The following is a 16,548-nucleotide window of genomic DNA, read 5'->3' on the forward strand; positions in this document are numbered from 1 at the left end:
GGCAGTTCCGAAGTGTTGCTGCTACGAGCTAGTCGACCAGGGTTTCTTTGACTTCCTGGATGCGTCCGAGCACGCCGTTGACGAAGTCCGGGGACTCATCGGTGGACAGCTCACGGACGTTCGCCACCGCCTCGGCAATGGCCACCGCGTCGGGGACGTCATCGTTGTAGAGCACTTCCCACACGCCAATGCGCAGGGCAATGCGATCGACATTGGGCATCCGTTCGATGGTCCAGCCACGTACGTAGCTTTCGAGCACCTCATCGATGCGTTCCTGGTGCGCGGTGACACCCTCGATGATGTTCAACGAGTACTCGTTGAGCACGATATCGGAGTTCTCACGTCGCGCAACGGCTACCTGAAGTGGGTCAGCGCCGCGGGCTTCTGCTTCAAACAAGAATTCCAGGGCCCGGCGGCGGGCCTTGGCGCGGGCGCTCACTAGGAGACACGTCCTAGGTAATCGCCGGTACGGGTGTCAACCTTGACCTTGGTGTTCTGCTCAACGAACAGCGGCACCTGGATCTCCTTGCCGGTTTCCAAGGTGGCGGGCTTGGTGCCGGCCGAGGAGCGGTCGCCCTGCAGGCCTGGCTCGGTGTAGGTGATTTCGAGAATGACCGAGGCTGGCAGCTCGAGGTACAGCGGAGCACCGTCGTGCATGGCGATGGTCAGTTCCTGGTTTTCCAGCATGTAGCCGGCGGCTTCGCCAACGGTATTGCCGGGCACGGTGATCTGGTCGTAGTCTTCCAGGTTCATGAAGACGTAGTCTTCGCCGTCCTGGTAGAGGTACTGGTAATCGCGGCGGTCCACGGTTGCGGTTTCGATCTTTGCACCGGCGTTGTAGGTCTTGTCGACGACCTTACCGGTGAGCACGTTGCGCATCTTGGTGCGCACGAAGGCGCCACCCTTGCCCGGCTTCACATGCTGGAAATCGATGATGGTCCACAGCTGGCCATCGATCTTGATGACCTGTCCGTTTTTGATGTCGGTTGTATCCGCCACGTATAACTCAATTCCTCGTATGTGCCAGCGCGAGGCCGGCCTTGTCAAAAATCCATATACAGTCTAGCGCATGGAAAGTTCAGCTGGCGGGTCTTTGCGACGAGTACCACGCAGGTAATTCGGCACAATGACTCGGTAAGGGCCACATGGAGCGGCTTGGTACCCGCCGAAGGCGCCGTTGATGGCGGTGCGATCCTACCGCGGCCCCGCGTGGGAAAACAGCTACCTCACTCGTCGCAGGCCTTAGCCGCACCTGTAGCCCCGCGGTGAGTCGTGCGACCCACGGCCATTGCTGGGGATGGTTGCCGGGTGAGCAATGGCGCTCACGGATAGGGTTTACGCCAGCGAATCGCGAAGGCCAACTGCAGTAGTTCCGGATTTCGCGCTAGATAACGGCGAATGCTCTAACCGAATTTAGGCCCCGCCCCGTTGCCTACACAGTGGTGTAGCGCTCCACTAGGGCTCCGACAGCTTCGCGAGCTTGTTTGTCGCAGGATGCTCCCGCGTGGCGGCAGAGGTGCACAACCACGTTAGTCTGAGTTAAAAGAAAATTCTGGCGCGCACATCACGTGCACGCCAGAATCACTTCACGCAATGGCTGCTTTAGCCGTGCTGTGCAAGTTTTTCTTCGGCCATCTGCAGACAGACCCGCGAGGCGTCGATCAAGTGTGGACGTCCACCGGATTCTTCACGCATCTGCAAGGCGGTGCGGAAGCGAGTGGCCGCGGCGTGGTAGTCGCCACGCTCGTAGTAGGACATGCCCAAGTGGTGTTGCATCAGCGACTCGTACTCGGTGCCGGCGAACTCTTCGAGGAGCGCGCGCAACCGGTTGATCGCCCGGTCGAAGTCACCTCGTGCACGGGTCAGCTCGGTATCCAACACGCGCAGGTGGGCGTTGGTCGGGTCGGTCAACCGCGATTCGGCGATCAGCTCCCCCGCCTTGGACAGTTCACCGCGGGCCAGGTGAATGACTACCTGGTCGGTCGGCGAACCGAAAAGCATCGAATGCTCGGCGGCCTTCTCGTCCGAGACGAAGGGACGCATGGTCTCCGGGTCGATGAGGATGCCCGCAATAGCCGTATCGGTACCTTCACGGTTGACCGAGGCGACTTCAAAGGCTTGGTGTGTCTGCTGAGTCATCGCTATTCCCCGATCTCCTGGTAGGCGGCGAACAACAGCGAGTTATCGGGCACCTCGTAGATACGCGGCTTGCCGATTTCCTCGAGCACGACAAAGCGCAGCTGATCGCCACGCGACTTCTTATCGCGCTTCATCCCATCGAGCAGCGCGGCCCAACGGTCATTGCGGTAGCTCGTGGGCAGACCCAGCGAACGGAGAATGGCAAAGGTGCGCTCAACAATAGCGTCAGAGGTGTAACCGACCGAGCTTCCCAGCTCGGCCGCGAAGCACAGGCCAATGGAGACCGCGGCACCGTGACGCATCTGGTAGCGCTCGGCCAACTCGATGGCGTGGGCCAGGGTATGGCCGTAATTCAAGAACTCGCGCTCCCCCGATTCCTTCAGGTCACGCGAGACCACGTCAACCTTGACGGCGATGGTGCGTTCAACGATTTCACGCAGCCGATCGCTGGTCGGATCGATCGCATCGGCGGGATCTTCTTCGATCAATTCCAGAATGCGTTCGTCGGCGATGAAGCCACATTTCACGGCTTCGGCCAAACCGGTGACCAGTTCGTTCTTTGGCAAGGTGGCCAGCGCATCGAGGTCGGCCAGTACGGCGGCCGGTGGGTGGAAGGCCCCGACGAGGTTCTTGCCCTCGGCGGTGTTAATGCCGGTCTTGCCGCCCACGGCGGCATCCACCATCGCCAGTAGCGAGGTGGGGATATGGATCACCTTGACGCCGCGCAGCCAAGTCGCTGCCACGAAGCCGGCCAGATCGGTGACGGCGCCGCCGCCAACGGAGATTACCGCGTCGCTGCGGGTGAAGTCGTTCTTGCCCAGAACCTCCCAGCAGAAGGAGGCGACCTGAATGTGCTTGCCTTCCTCGGCATCCGGGATTTCCGCGGTCAGCGCGGTCAGTCCGGTCCCTTCGAGATCCTCACGAACCAGATCGCCGGTGGCGCGCAGGGCTCGTGGGTGGATGATCAAAACCTTCTTCACCGCCGGACCGAGCAATTCGGGTAGTTGCCCCAGCAAAGAATTGCCGACGAGTACGGGATAAGATTCCCCGGCATTCGTCCCGGTGACCTGCAGTGTGGTGGGTGCTAATGGCATCCGTCGAGATCCTCCTCATGGTGCTGATCTATCTAGGGTACGCGCGCGGCGGCGCACGCAAACTATCTCGTGGCGCGAATCACATGATCCTTAATGAGCGCTACGACCTCGTCGACCGTGCGATCATCCACGTTAACTGTCAGGTCAGCTAGGGATTCATAGGTAGTTCGGCGCTGTTCGTAGAGCTGCGTCCAGCGCGCAATGCGATCATCGCCACTTAGCAGGGGCCGCCCGTCATCAGCCGGTAGACGGCCTTGCGCGGTCCGTTCGGAGAGCTCTAAATAGATGACCGTACCGCGGCGTAGCGCGGCATGATTTTGCGGGTTGACCACTATGCCACCGCCGGTGGCGATAACCCCGGCCCGCGTTTGCGCCACCGCCTGAGCTTCGAGGCTCCGGAAGTAGGACTCCCCGTGGGTGGCGAAAATCTGTGGGATCGGGCCGTGCGCCTCGGTGATGACCGCGTCGGTGTCGGCGAAGTCGGTGGACAGGGCAATGGCCAGCGACCGCCCAATGGTGGACTTGCCGCTGGCCATAGGACCAATGAGATAGATCATTTATACCCCGGTCGACTCCAACGACTCAGGGATTGCCGCCAGGTACGACTCCAGGTTCCGCTTGGTTTCGGCCACCGAGTCGCCGCCGAACTTCTCCAATACGGCCTGGGCGAGCACCAGTGCCACCATGGCTTCGGCTACCACGCCGGCAGCCGGAACGGCACAGACGTCCGAACGCTGGTGGTGTGCGGTGGTGGCTTCGCCGGAGGCGGTGTCAATGGTGCGCAGGGCGCGCGGCACGGTGGCAATGGGCTTCATACCGGCACGTACGCGCAGCACCTCGCCGATGGACATGCCACCTTCGATACCGCCGGCACGACCCGAAGCGCGGCGGATAACACCCTGTTCGTCACGTTCGATCTCGTCGTGGGCAGCCGAACCGCGACGGGCCGCGGTTTCGAACCCGTCGCCAACCTCAACACCCTTAATGGCCTGAATGCCCATCAGTGCGCCGGCCAGGCGCGCGTCAAGACGGCGGTCCCAGTGCACGTAGGAGCCCAGACCTGGAGGCAGGTTGTAGGCAAGAACCTCGACCACGCCGCCGAGGGTTTCCCCGGCCTTGTGTGCGTCGTCGACTTCGGCCACCATGGCCTGGCTGGTCTCTGCGTGGAAGCAACGCAGTGGGTCGGCATCCAACGCGGCCACATCGGCGGCCGTGGGTAGCGGGGCGTCGGCCGGGGCGCTGACGGTGCCGATGGCGGTGGTGTGGGAGACCAACTCGATACCCAGTTCGCGCAGGAATGCCTGCGCCACGGATCCGAGGGCCACTCGGGCGGCGGTTTCGCGGGCGCTGGCCCGTTCAAGCACCGGACGGGCATCCTCGAAACCGTACTTCTGCATGCCGGTGAAGTCGGCGTGGCCCGGACGCGGGCGGGTCAATGGTGCGTTGCGCGCCATGGCGGCCAGCTCGTCGAGGTCCACCTCGTCGGCGTTCATCACCTTTTCCCACTTGGGCCATTCGGTGTTGCCGATCTGGATGGCCACCGGGCCGCCCTGCGACTTGCCGTGGCGGACACCGCCAAGGAAGGTGACCTGGTCCTGCTCAAACTTCATGCGGGCACCGCGGCCATAGCCGAGCCGCCGGCGGGCCAGTGCATCACGCACGACCTGTGAGTCCACCGAAACCCCGGCGGGTAGTCCTTCAAGAATTCCAACGAGTGCCGGGCCATGGGATTCGCCCGCCGTCAACCAACGCAACATGGCATCAATTTTGCCATGACATGACCGGATTAGCCTTCTCGATGAAGTCCGATGCTGGCGTATAGGGCATTTGTGACGTTTTCACGCACCGACTCATCGAAGTTCACGCCACTAAAAAGGCGGACCTGCTCCACGGCCTGGTGCACCAACATATGTTCGCCGCTGAGCACCGGCCCGGCCCAGCTTTCGGCCAGGGCCGAGGGCCATGGGTCATAGGCCACGTCCAGCAGCACCCCGGTGCCGGCCCCGAGCACGGACAGCCAATCATCGGCCCCATGCGGTGGCAGAGTGCTAATCACCAGCGGGTCCGCGGCTAAGGCGCCTTCGCCAAGCGAGCCTAGCTCCTCGACGCGCACATCCATGCCCAACTCTTCGGCCAGGGCGGCGACCTTCTGGGCCTTGAGCGCGTTGCGCAGCACGATACGCAGCTCGCGCACACCCAGTTCGGCACCGGCGGCCACGGCCGCCAGGGTGGTGTTGCCGGCCCCGAGCACGGTGAGCCGCTCGGCTTGGCGCACCCCGGCGTCGCCTAGGGCTCCAAGGATGCCGTCGACGTCGGTATTCTCCCCGCGCAAACGGCCCTGCGGGTCAACGATGATGGTGTTCAGCGCGCCCAACCGGCGCACCCGATCGCTCAGCTCGTCCATCAGGGGCACGAACACGTCCTTCAGCGGCATGGTGACCGAACAACCGGCCCAACGACCGGCACGTAGCTCCGCCGCCTGTGCCTCGGCCTGTTCCGGGGACAGCTCAATGGCCCGGTAATCGATCGGCACCTCGAGCAGCGCGTAGGCGGTGCTGTGCAGCACCGGGGACTTGGAGTGGCCGATGGGTTGGCCGAGGACGGCGGCGCGTAGCATTAGCAAGCCTCCGGATTCGCCGAGCAGAAGTCGCGGAACTGCTGCTGATTCTTCTGATGGTCGGCGAAGGTCCGCGCAAACTTCGTTTCGCCGGTGATGGTGTTCACCGTCACCCAGTAGTAGTAATCATTGGGCACAGGGTTGATCGCGGCACGGATCGCCGGAAGCGCCGGGGAACCGATCGGCGTGGGCGGCAGTCCCTTGTGCACATAGGAGTTGTAGCGGTTCGAGGCGTCCTTGCGTTCGGCCTGGCTGAACTGCAACGAGTAGCGATCCAGTCCATAGATCACCGTGGAGTCCACCTGCAAGAGCCCGTGGGTTTCGCGGTTATTCGGTGAGAGACGGTTGTCGATGGCCCCGGCCACCGTCGCGTAATCCTTCGGACGGGCCTCCGCCTGCAAAATCGAAGCGATCTTCAGGTAGCGATACCCTTCGCTGAGATCCTCGACGCCCTGCTCGCTCAGGGCCTTCTTGGTGTTATCTACCATGGTCTGCAAAATCTCGGTGGCTTCGGTTTCCAGCGGGAAGCGGTACTCCCCCGGGTGCAGCCAGCCCTCAAGATTCGGCACCGACTCGGGAAGCCCAAAGGCCTGCGGGTCATCGGCGAGTTCACGCAACTGCTTTTCCTTCAGCCCGGAGCCCTCGGCGATTTCCTTCAACGAGTCCTTGAGCCGCACATTGGCCTTCAACCCCACGTAGACCACCTTGTCGGGGCGGTTATCCAGCATGATTTCGGCGGCGTCGGCGGCCGGCAAATTTGTGTTGAGCTGATAGGTGCCCGGGTGAATGGTGGTGGCCTCCTCATGGGTGGCGACGAAGTCCTCCACCGCCTTCACGAAGAGCTTCTCGCTGGCCACGACCTTCTTCTCGGCCAGCACCGAACCAACGATCTTCGCACCCCAACCATCCTTGACGGTGATTTCAACCACGGGACCCTTGGGTCCGGTGAAATCGTCCGGGTTGAACTGCTTGTAGATGGTCTTGATGAAGTACACCGACCCGGTCACGACCAGGGCAAAAATCAACACGGTGGCAAGCATCACCAGATTGCGCCGACGCTTGGTGCGCCGCGGCTTTGGCTCATGCTCGGTAAAAACCGAGGTTTCGGCCAGCGGCATTTGCCCGGTGATCGGATGCTGCTCAGCGTGCTCGGCCTCGGCGTCGTACGCGGCGGCCTGCTCGGCATGCGGGTGCTCGGTCTCGGGGGCCTCGGTGAAGTCCGCACCGCCTAACGGAGCTCCGGTGATTTCCGGGGCTCCCGGGGTCGGTAGTTCTCCCGGGCGTGTTCCACCGGCCCAGCGGCGCAGCAGCTCGGGCAGCGATGACGGGATATTGGCCGGGTTATGCTCGTCGCCCATAATCTCTCTCCATGTGGGGCGTGCGTGGCGAAGGGTTACTTCACCACGACGCGGCTTGCCTGCACGCGGGCGTCGTTACGCCGTGCGTCCAGCACCTGTTGCAAAATATTGACCGCGGCCACCTGGTCGACGACCTCGCGGTGCTGCTGCATTTTGCGACCCGATTCGTGCAGCATTCGGTGGGCGCTGACCGTGCTCAGCCGTTCGTCGATGAGATACACCGACAACTCCTGCTGCGCCTCGTGGGCACGCTCGGCCAGTTCGATCGCATAGGCGCGGGCCATCCGAGTGGACTCGGTGTCCTGCCCCGAGAGGGAACGCGGCTCACCGACAAACACCTCGCTGACCCCACGATCCGCAATAATGCGCAACAGCATCCGCAGATCGGAATTCTTCTTCGCGTCGCGGCGCAGGGTCATCACCGGGGTGGCCAGCACCCCGTGCGGATCGGATACGGCGACGCCGACGCGGGCCAAGCCCACGTCGACGCCCATCGCCAACTCAGGCATTGGCCACCGCGGAACGGATGGCCGCCAGGGCCTCGCCGATGCGCGAGGCGTCCTGCCCGCCACCCTGAGCCATATCGTCCTTGCCGCCGCCGCCACCGCCGAGCACGGAGGTAGCGGTGCGCACCAGCGCACCGGCCTTGAAACCGGCGGAGCGTGCCGCCTCGTTGGTCACGGCCAGCACCAGCGGGCGTCCGCCGGCCTGACCGATCAGCACGATCACGGCCGGGTCGGAACCGATCTTGCCGCGCAGATCCAGTGCCAGCGTGCGCAAGGCATCGGCCGAATCCACGGCACCGGCATCATGAGCCAAGAGCTTGACACCGTTGAGCGACTCGACGTCGGCGAGCAGCGCACTGCTCTGGGCCAGTAGCGCGGCCGACTTCATTTCGGCGATCTGCTTCTCGGCGGCCTTGAGCTTTGCCACGGTGTCCGAGACACGGTCGAGCACCTGCTCGCTGGGGACCTTGAACATGCCGGTCAGCTCCGAAACCAGGGCGCGTTCGGCTGCCCCGTGACGGAAGGCCTCCATACCCACCAGGGCTTCGACGCGGCGGTTGCCCGAACCGACCGAAGCCTCCGAGAGCAGGGTCAGCTGGCCGATGCGGGCGGTGGAGCCCACGTGGGTACCACCGCACAGTTCGCGCGACCAGGCGCCGTTCATCTCCACAACACGCACCGAATTGCCGTACTTCTCACCGAACAGGCTCATCGCACCGAGCTTCTTCGCGGCATCCAACGACATTTCATTGCTGATCACGTCGTGGTTCGCCACGATGGCCTGGTTGACGACCTCTTCAATTTCGGCGCGCGTGGCGGACGACAGTGCCTCAGTCCAGGAGAAGTCGAAGCGCAGGTATCCGGCCTTGTTGAAGGAACCGGCCTGCGTGGCGGTGGGCCCGAGCAGGTCGCGCAGCGCGGCGTGCACCAGGTGAGTGGCCGAGTGAGCCTGCTCACCGGAGTGGCGACGGATTGCGTCCACCTCGGTGCGGACCAGTGCCTCGGCGGGCAGTTCGCCCTCGCGCACCAGAACCTTGTGGACGTTCAAACCCTTAACCGGGGCCTGCACATCGGTGACCTCGAGGACGAAACCATCACCGTGGATCAATCCCACGTCACCGGCCTGGCCACCGGCCTCGGCGTAGAACGGGGTTTCCTCGAGCACCAGATCCACCTGCTGGCCCTGTTCGGCAAAGGGCACCAACTGCCCATCGCGAACGATGCCGCGGATCTTCGACTCGCCATTGAGCGTGTCGTAGCCGGTGAAGTGCACCGCGCCGGACTCGGCAAGCTTGTTGAAGACGCTCAGATCGGCGTGACCGGCCTTCTTGGCCTTGGCGTCCTTCTGCGCGCGGGTGCGCTGTTCGGTCATCAGCTCACGGAAGCGCTTCTCATCGACGCTCAACCCCGCCTCGGAGGCGATCTCCAAGGTCAGGTCGATCGGGAAACCGTAGGTGTCGTGCAAGGTGAAGGCGTCATCGCCGGAGAGGTTCGTGCCGGCGGCCTTGGCCTGTTCGAGGGCCTCGTCCAGACGGGTGGTACCCGAGGAGATGGTGCGGCGGAAGGCGCGCTCTTCGGCGTAGGCCACCCGGGCAATGCGTTCGAAGTCGGACTCCACCTGCGGGTAGACGCCCTTCATCGCATCGCGCGAAACCGGCAACAGCTGTGGCAGCACCTCGGAGTCCACACCCATCAGGCGCATGGCACGCACCGCACGGCGGATCAGGCGACGCAGCACATAGCCGCGGCCCTCGTTACCCGGGGTCACGCCATCGGAAATCAGCATCAGGGCGCTGCGTACGTGATCGGCAATCATGCGCAGGCGCACATCGTTGGCGTGGTTCGGATCCTCGGGATCCTCGGTGGAGGTGTACTCCACCCCGGCCAGTTCGGCGGCGCGATCAAGCACCGGACGCACCTGGTCGGTTTCGTACATGTTCTCGACGCCCTGCAGGATCATCGCCAGGCGTTCCAGACCCAGCCCGGTGTCGATATTGCGCTTGGGCAGTTCACCGGCCACATCGAAGTCGGTCTTCGAGCGCACGGCGGAAAGCCGGTACTGCATGAACACCAGGTTCCAGATCTCGATGAAGCGGGTTTCGTCGACGGCCGGGCCGCCGTCCTTCCCATACTGCGGGCCACGGTCGTAGTAGATCTCCGAGCAGGGACCACCGGGGCCGGGCTGACCGGTGTTCCAGTAGTTATCTTCCTTGCCGGTGCCGATCACACGTTCGCGGGGCACACCGATCTCTTCTTCCCAAATGCGGCGGGCCTCGGTGTCCTTCTCGTCGCCGTCCTCGTAGACGGTCACCCACAGGCGCTCGGGATCCAAGCCGTAGCCGCCGGATTCCACCGAGGAGGTCAGCAGCTCCCAGGCGAAGGGAATCGCCGATTCCTTGAAGTAGTCACCGAAGGAGAAGTTACCGCACATCTGGAAGAAGGTACCGTGGCGTACGGTCTTACCGACCTCTTCGATATCTCCGGTGCGGATGCACTTCTGCACGGAGACGGCGCGCGAGTATGGCGGCTCCTCACGGGCGGTCAGGTACGGGATGAACGGGACCATGCCCGCCACCGTAAACAGCAGCGAGGGATCAGAGGAGACCAGCGAGGCGCTGGGAACCGCGGTGTGGCCCTTGGCGGCGAAAAAGTCGATCCAACGGCGGGCAATTTCCTGCGTTTTCATCGTTGAGCGGATGATCCCTTCACTTAGCGTCGTTCACGCCGAGGGCGGAACGAAGTTCTTCTTCGCGGGCGGCCATCCCCTCACGGAAGGCCTGCCCAATGTCCGAGAGCCGGTCCGCATAGCGCCCGACCTGGCGGTTAAGTGCCGCCCCGGAGGAAATTTCGGTGTATTTCTTGGCCGCCAGCACGCCGACGGACACGCCGAGAGCAACCCAGAAAAGCTTTTTCATTCTAGTCTCCTTAGCGGCTGCGGCGGTGCGTACCGCGCGGCTTTGCGTTCATCGCTTCCTTCACACCGGCGGTGAAGGCGGCCACCTTGATCAGCGGCTTGCCCACGGTTGCGGCGACCAGCGAGGACAGGGCCGAAACGTTGGCGGTGGCATCGGACACATTCGAGGTGATCGTATCGACCTTCTTGAGCTGGTCGTTGGTGGTCGCCACCGTGGTGGTCACCTCGCCCAAGAGCGGGGTGGTGCCATCGGAGAGCTCCTTGATCGAACCGCGTAGCTCATCGAAGACCTTACCCAGTTTAAGAATCGGCACCGCCAGCAGTGCCACGAGAACCGCGAAAACGCCCGCGGCGATTAACCCCGCAATATCCGAACCCGACATGTGCTTCCTCTTCCGCTTGGGTTTTGTTGCCAGTCCACCTTATCGAACCGGCAACGCTGGGTGTTAGTTAGCCCAAGGGCCCGCAGCCGATAGCGGCTACGGGCCCTTGGAACGCACCTAGATTTAGCGTGCGTAGTACTCGACCACGAGGTTCTCTTCGCAGGTCACCGGGATCTCGGCACGCTCAGGAGCGCGCAGCAGGGTAGCCTGCAGCGACTCGAGCTTGACGTCCAGGTAGCCCGGAACGGCCGGCAGCACGTTCTTGTGCTCGCCGGTGGCGGCAAGCTGGAACGGAACCATCTTCTCGCTCTTCTCGTGAACGTGGATCATCTGACCCGGCTTCACCTTGAAGGACGGACGGTCCACGCGCTGGCCGTTGACCAGGATGTGGCGGTGCACGACCAGCTGACGGGCCTGTGCGATGGTGCGGGCGAAGCCGGCACGCAGCACCAGGGCGTCGAGGCGGGTCTCGAGCAGGGCCAGCAGGTTGTCACCGGTCTGGCCGCCGAGGCGCTTGGCTTCCTTGAAGGCAGCCAGCATCTGGGTCTCGCGGATGCCGTACTGGGCACGCAGACGCTGCTTTTCGCGCAGACGCACAGCGTAGTCGCTGTCCTGCTTCTTGCGAGCACGGCCGTGCTGACCGGGGCCGTACGGACGGCGCTCCATGTACTTTTCGGCCTTCGGGGTCAGGGCAATGCCAAGTGCGCGGGAGAGGCGCACGGTACGGCGGGCACGGGCGTTAGCCATTGATGTGTCCTTTTCTTTTCTGGCGACGTGAGCAAGGCTGGCCTCCGCGGTTCAATGGAGAGTGCCCGGGCGTCGCGTCCCGTTAACACTGCAACCGGTGCGACGAGAATCTCGTCCACCGGCTTGCCAGCCAAGGATCAAGTCTACACCACTATGCTCGCTGTGCCCGGCGTGAGAATGCTCGCAATTATTGTCGCTTGCCCCGGATGATCTGGCGTAACTTCGCCAGACGTTGACCGATGGAGCGTTCGGCCCCGTTCTCCGTGGGCTGGTAGTAGTCCACCCCGAGTAGATCGTCCGGGGCGTACTGCTGGGTGGCGATGGAGTGCGGCGCATCGTGCGAATACACGTACCCCACCCCGTGGCCCAGCTGCTTGGCGCCGGGATAGTGCGCATCGCGCAGGTGATCGGGCACCCGCGACCCCTTACCGGCGGCCACATCGGCCTGCGCCTGATTCAACGCCATGTAGGAGGCATTGGATTTCGGGGCGGTGGCTAGGTGCACGGTGGCCTGCGCCAGCATGATCCGTGCCTCGGGCATGCCCACCAGCTGCACCGACTGGGCCGCGGCCACGGCCAGCGGCAGCGCGCTCGGGTCGGCCATCCCAATATCTTCCGACGCGCTAATCATGAGCCGACGCGCCACAAATCGCGGGTCCTCCCCCGCGGCGAGCATGCGCGCCAGATAGTGAAGTGCCGCATCCGCATCCGACCCGCGGATCGACTTGATGAACGCCGAGATGATGTCGTAGTGCTGGTCCCCATCCCGGTCATAGCGCTGCACCGCCTGATCCATAGCCAACTGGACGTGCTCGGTCTCGATCCGTACCGGTGTGCGCGGGTTCTTCCCGGCCGCGTTCCAGGCCACGGCGCCGGCGGCCTCGAGGACGGTGAGTACCCGGCGGGCATCGCCCTGGGCCAAGCGCACGATCGTCTCGCGCTGTTCATCGGGTAGCTCGACCTCCCCGTTGAATCCGCGTTCATCGCTGACCGCACGGGTGGCCAGCTCCATCAGATCCGCGTCGGTTAACGGGCGCAGGGTGAGCATCAACGAGCGGGACAGCAGCGGGGAGATCACCGAGAACGATGGATTTTCGGTGGTGGCGGCCACGAGCACCACCACCCGGTTTTCCACGCCGGGCAGCAACGCGTCTTGCTGGGCTTTATTGAAACGGTGGATCTCATCGAGGAACAACACCGTGGTCAAGCCGCGCAGATCCCGGTCGTCCTTGGCTTGTTCCAGCACCCGGCGCACATCTTTCACCCCGGCGGTAATGGCCGAAAGCTCAACGAATTTGCGGTCCGTGGCCCGCGCGATCACGTGCGCGATCGTGGTTTTACCGATCCCCGGGGGCCCGTAGAGGATCACGCTGGACGGTCCGGCCGGCCCGGTATCCGGGTGCTCGGCCAGTTGACGCAGCGGCGAGCCGGGGCCCAGCAGATGCTGCTGTCCCACGAGCTCATCCAAGGTGCGCGGGCGCATGCGTACCGCCAGGGGCGGACGCGGGCGATGGACGCCGCGCCCGGAATCCTCCGGGTCGTTCTCGTTCAGGGCGTCGAGCAAATCGTTCACCGTCCCAGCCTACCGATACTCTGGGACACGAGCAGAAAGGAGCGTCATGCGCGCAGTAGTGCAACGGGCCAGCCAGGCCGCCGTCCACGTAGCGAACGAGGTGGTCGGGCAGCTTACGGAACCGGGGTTGGTGGTGCTCTTAGGGATCACCCACGAGGATGACGAGGCCACCGCGCGGAAGGTTGCCGAGAAAATCTACGAACTACGGATTCTCGACGAGGAACGTAGCTGCGCCAGCACTGGGGCACCGCTGCTGGTGATCAGCCAGTTCACGCTCTATGGGTCGGTGCGCAAGGGCCGCCGTCCCTCATGGAGTGCCGCCGCCCCCGGCGCACACAGCGAACCGCTGTACGAGTACTTCGTGTCCCACCTGCGTTCGCTAGGTGCCACGGTGGCCACCGGGGTGTTCGGGGCCATGATGGAAGTCTCGCTGACCAATTCCGGGCCCTTTACCGTACTGGTCGACTCTGCCGACCTGCCCTAGCGGGCTGCGAACGTAAGAGCAGCACCCCGAGGAGCACAAAACCCACGTGCACCAGCAGGTAGGCCGCAAACGGGGCCGGGGTGGTCATGAGCACGGTGAAATCGGCCAGCGCGTGGACCAGGAACAGCGGCGCTAACCAATGGAAGCGTAGCTGGAACGCGGCCAACGCGAACCCGTAGGTGGCCGAGGCCAGCACGTTGAGCAACACATCATCCACGGCACGGCTGGTGGTGGCCAGTAGCGACAGGTGTGCCAACCCGAACAGGGCGCCGCCAAGGACCGCCGAGGCCACCGGCCCCAAGGCACGGCGCAGCGTGCTGAGCACCGCCATCCGGTGAAAAAGCTCCTCATTGATCCCCACCATCAGCAGGGTAAGGATCCACAGCGCCCAGCCCGGCTCACGCATCGCGAAGTCCCCGGGCGCCACCAACCACATCAGCGCCTCGGCGAGAAAGGGCAGCAACCACACAGCCGCCCGGCGCGAGTGCCAGAGCAGCATCACCCCCTGGCCGTGGCCAAGCTGTAGCCAACGCACAAGGATGAGCGCCGCCACCACGCACCAAAAATTCGCGAATAAACCCGCGTACCAGCCGGTGATCCCCAGCCACGGCGCAACCCACAAGGCCAGTTGGATCAGCACAAAGCGCGCCACCAGAATGCTAACTGCCGTGACTATCGCCCGCGCCACGCTACGAGCATGGCTCGAGGTCCTGCGCCCACCCAATGTCATGGGGCGACGCTAACAAGCCCGGTGCCCCATGGAACTGGTCCGCGGACTTTGATCTTTGACGCCGTCAAGTGCCGGTTAAATGCCCGTCGCGGGCCGGTCAGCACCATATCTGGTGCCGACCAACCCGCGATGGTGAACAACTAAACCCTTAGGAGTTCGCCGGAGCCTGCGCTTCGGCCTTCTTCTTCTCGGGCTTGAAATCGATTCCGGCTTCCTTGCGCTGCTGCGCGGTAATCGGTGCCGGAGCCGAGGTCAGCGGGTCGAACCCGCCACCGGTCTTCGGGAAGGCGATAACATCGCGAATCGAATCGGACCCGGTCAGCAGCTGCAGCACACGGTCCCAGCCGAAGGCGATACCGCCATGTGGTGGGGCGCCGAACTTGAAGCCTTCGAGCAGGAAGCCGAACTGGCTCTCAGCCTGCTCCGGGGACACGCCCATAACCTTCAGCACGCGCTCCTGCATTTCGCGCTGGTGGATACGGATCGAACCACCACCGATTTCATTGCCGTTGCAGACAATGTCGTAGGCGTAGGACAGTGCCGAGGCCGGATCGGTGTCGAAGGTGTCGACGAACTCTGGCTTCGGGCTGGTGAAGGCGTGATGCACAGCGGTCCAGGCACCGGCACCGACGGCCACATCGCCGGAGGCGACCGCGGAGGCGGCCGGCTCGAACATCGGGGCGTCAACCACCCACACGAAAGCCCAGTCGCCGTCCTTGATCAGGCCGGTGCGGTGACCGATTTCCACGCGTACCGCGCCGAGCAGGGCACGGGATTCGGCCTTGTCGCCGGCGGAGAAGAAGATGCAGTCACCGTTGCTGGCGCCGGTTGCGGCCGCCAGGCCGGCCTTCTCTTCCTCGGAAAGGTTCTTGGCCACCGGACCGGCCAGTTCGCCATCTTCCTTGATCAGCACGTAGGCCAGACCCTTGGCACCGCGCTGCTTGGCAAATTCCTGCCAGGCATCCAGCGTGCGTCGCGGCTGCGACGCGCCGCCTGGCATCACCACGGCGCCGACGTAATCGGCCTGGAACACCTTGAAGGTGGTGTTGGCGAAGTACTCGGTCATTTCGGTCAGTTCCAAACCGAAACGCAGATCCGGCTTGTCGCTACCGTACTTGGCCATGGCGTCGGCGTAGGTCATGCGCTGAATCGGGGTCGGGATCTCCACATCGATCAGGGCCCACAGTTCCTTCACCAGGGCTTCGCCCAGGGCGATGATGTCATCCTGCTCAACGAACGAGGCCTCGATGTCCAGCTGGGTGAATTCCGGCTGACGATCGGCGCGGAAGTCCTCATCGCGGTAGCAACGCGCGATCTGGTAGTACTTCTCGAAGCCACCGACCTGAAGGAGCTGCTTGAACAGCTGCGGCGACTGCGGCAGCGCGTACCAGCTACCCGGGGCCAGACGGGCCGGCACCACGAAGTCACGGGCTCCTTCCGGGGTGGAGCGGGTCAGCGTAGGGGTCTCGATTTCCACGTAACCCTGATCGTGCAGCAGGTTACGGGCGATACGGTTCGCCTCCGAGCGCAGCCGCAGGGCCTTGGCCGGAGCCGGGCGACGCAAGTCCAGGTAGCGGTGACGCAGACGCGCCTCCTCGCCGACCTCGACATGCTCATCGATCTGGAACGGCAGCGGGGCGGAGGTGTTCAGCACGATCACCTCGTCGGCGATCACCTCAATTTCGCCGGTCGGCAGGGCAGGATTCTCGTTGCCCTCCGGGCGGCGTTCCACGGTGCCCTTGACCTGCAGCACAAATTCATTGCGCAGCGGGTGGAAGTCGGCCTCATCGCGCACCACCACCTGGGCGAAGCCCGAGGCATCACGCAGGTCCAAGAAAGCCACGCCGCCGTGGTCGCGGCGCCGGGCCACCCAGCCGGTCAGGGTGACTTGCTCTGAAATGTGCTCGGCGCGAAGTTCGCCCAGCTGATGAGTGCGTAGCACTACGATCCTTTCGGTTGGAACAGGTGGATGTGGCAGCTTGCCGCTGCACACGAGTTTAGTG

General features: G+C 63.8%; 17 protein-coding genes. 1 reads left to right on the forward strand and 16 read right to left on the reverse strand.

Annotated features, from left to right (window positions below):
- Nucleotides 1-28 precede the first annotated feature (28 nt).
- The 14 genes from nusB to ACJD00_RS08745 form a co-directional block, all read right to left on the reverse strand.
- Complete coding sequence (gene nusB, locus ACJD00_RS08680) at nt 29-439, reverse strand: transcription antitermination factor NusB (protein ID WP_309407059.1); 411 nt, start codon at nt 437-439, stop codon at nt 29-31.
- The gene (gene efp / locus ACJD00_RS08685) at nt 439-999 is read right to left on the reverse strand and encodes an elongation factor P (RefSeq protein WP_418906687.1); all 561 of its coding nucleotides are present in this window, start codon (nt 997-999) and stop codon (nt 439-441) included. The genes nusB and efp overlap by 1 nt, the downstream gene beginning before the upstream one ends.
- A 603-nt stretch (nt 1,000-1,602) precedes the next feature.
- Nucleotides 1,603-2,139, reverse strand: a complete 537-nt coding sequence (locus ACJD00_RS08690; RefSeq protein ID WP_418906688.1) for a tetratricopeptide repeat protein — start codon at nt 2,137-2,139, stop codon at nt 1,603-1,605.
- Nucleotides 2,140-2,141: 2 nt separating this feature from the next.
- Nucleotides 2,142-3,233, reverse strand: a complete 1,092-nt coding sequence (aroB, locus tag ACJD00_RS08695; RefSeq protein ID WP_418906689.1) for a 3-dehydroquinate synthase — start codon at nt 3,231-3,233, stop codon at nt 2,142-2,144.
- 62 nt (nt 3,234-3,295) lie between these two features.
- Nucleotides 3,296-3,769, reverse strand: coding sequence for a shikimate kinase (locus ACJD00_RS08700; protein WP_418906690.1), 474 nt, complete (start codon nt 3,767-3,769; stop codon nt 3,296-3,298).
- A gap of 21 nt (nt 3,770-3,790) precedes the next feature.
- On the reverse strand, nt 3,791-4,990 hold the full coding sequence (aroC, locus tag ACJD00_RS08705; protein ID WP_309407052.1) for a chorismate synthase: 1,200 nt from the start codon (nt 4,988-4,990) through the stop codon (nt 3,791-3,793).
- A 29-nt stretch (nt 4,991-5,019) separates the two neighbouring features.
- Nucleotides 5,020-5,850: a shikimate dehydrogenase family protein gene (locus tag ACJD00_RS08710; RefSeq protein ID WP_418906691.1), complete on the reverse strand. Its 831-nt coding sequence runs from the start codon at nt 5,848-5,850 to the stop codon at nt 5,020-5,022.
- A complete protein-coding gene (mltG, locus tag ACJD00_RS08715) occupies nt 5,850-7,208 on the reverse strand; it encodes an endolytic transglycosylase MltG (RefSeq protein ID WP_418906692.1) in 1,359 nt (452 codons plus the stop codon). Before mltG ends, ACJD00_RS08710 begins: the two co-directional genes overlap by 1 nt.
- Nucleotides 7,209-7,243: 35 nt before the next feature.
- Nucleotides 7,244-7,717 carry a Holliday junction resolvase RuvX gene (gene ruvX, locus ACJD00_RS08720; protein ID WP_418906693.1) on the reverse strand — a complete coding sequence of 158 codons (474 nt, stop codon included), beginning with the start codon at nt 7,715-7,717 and terminating at the stop codon, nt 7,244-7,246.
- Entirely contained in the window at nt 7,710-10,400 is a 2,691-nt protein-coding gene (gene alaS, locus ACJD00_RS08725) for an alanine--tRNA ligase (RefSeq protein ID WP_309407047.1), read from the reverse strand. The genes ruvX and alaS overlap by 8 nt, the downstream gene beginning before the upstream one ends.
- Nucleotides 10,401-10,419: 19 nt before the next feature.
- On the reverse strand, nt 10,420-10,629 hold the full coding sequence (locus ACJD00_RS08730; protein ID WP_309407045.1) for a hypothetical protein: 210 nt from the start codon (nt 10,627-10,629) through the stop codon (nt 10,420-10,422).
- A gap of 10 nt (nt 10,630-10,639) precedes the next feature.
- A complete protein-coding gene (locus ACJD00_RS08735; RefSeq protein ID WP_418906694.1) occupies nt 10,640-11,011 on the reverse strand; it encodes a DUF948 domain-containing protein in 372 nt (123 codons plus the stop codon).
- A 123-nt stretch (nt 11,012-11,134) separates the two neighbouring features.
- Entirely contained in the window at nt 11,135-11,758 is a 624-nt protein-coding gene (rpsD, locus tag ACJD00_RS08740; protein WP_309407042.1) for a 30S ribosomal protein S4, read from the reverse strand.
- A 187-nt stretch (nt 11,759-11,945) separates the two neighbouring features.
- A complete protein-coding gene (locus tag ACJD00_RS08745; protein ID WP_418906695.1) occupies nt 11,946-13,331 on the reverse strand; it encodes a replication-associated recombination protein A in 1,386 nt (461 codons plus the stop codon).
- A gap of 46 nt (nt 13,332-13,377) precedes the next feature.
- Here ACJD00_RS08745 and dtd point away from each other — a divergent pair, with 46 nt between their 5' ends.
- Entirely contained in the window at nt 13,378-13,815 is a 438-nt protein-coding gene (gene dtd, locus ACJD00_RS08750; RefSeq protein WP_418906696.1) for a D-aminoacyl-tRNA deacylase, read from the forward strand.
- On the opposite strand, the gene ACJD00_RS08755 is transcribed toward dtd, so the two are convergent.
- Nucleotides 13,781-14,503, reverse strand: coding sequence for a CPBP family intramembrane glutamic endopeptidase (locus ACJD00_RS08755; RefSeq protein WP_418906697.1), 723 nt, complete (start codon nt 14,501-14,503; stop codon nt 13,781-13,783). The genes dtd and ACJD00_RS08755 overlap by 35 nt on opposite strands.
- 190 nt (nt 14,504-14,693) lie before the next feature.
- Nucleotides 14,694-16,487 carry an aspartate--tRNA ligase gene (gene aspS, locus ACJD00_RS08760; protein ID WP_418906698.1) on the reverse strand — a complete coding sequence of 598 codons (1,794 nt, stop codon included), beginning with the start codon at nt 16,485-16,487 and terminating at the stop codon, nt 14,694-14,696.
- Between the last annotated feature and the right edge of the window lie 61 nt (nt 16,488-16,548).

Origin of the sequence: Glutamicibacter endophyticus (assembly GCF_048457885.1) — a bacterium.
Lineage (GTDB): Bacteria > Actinomycetota > Actinomycetes > Actinomycetales > Micrococcaceae > Glutamicibacter > Glutamicibacter endophyticus.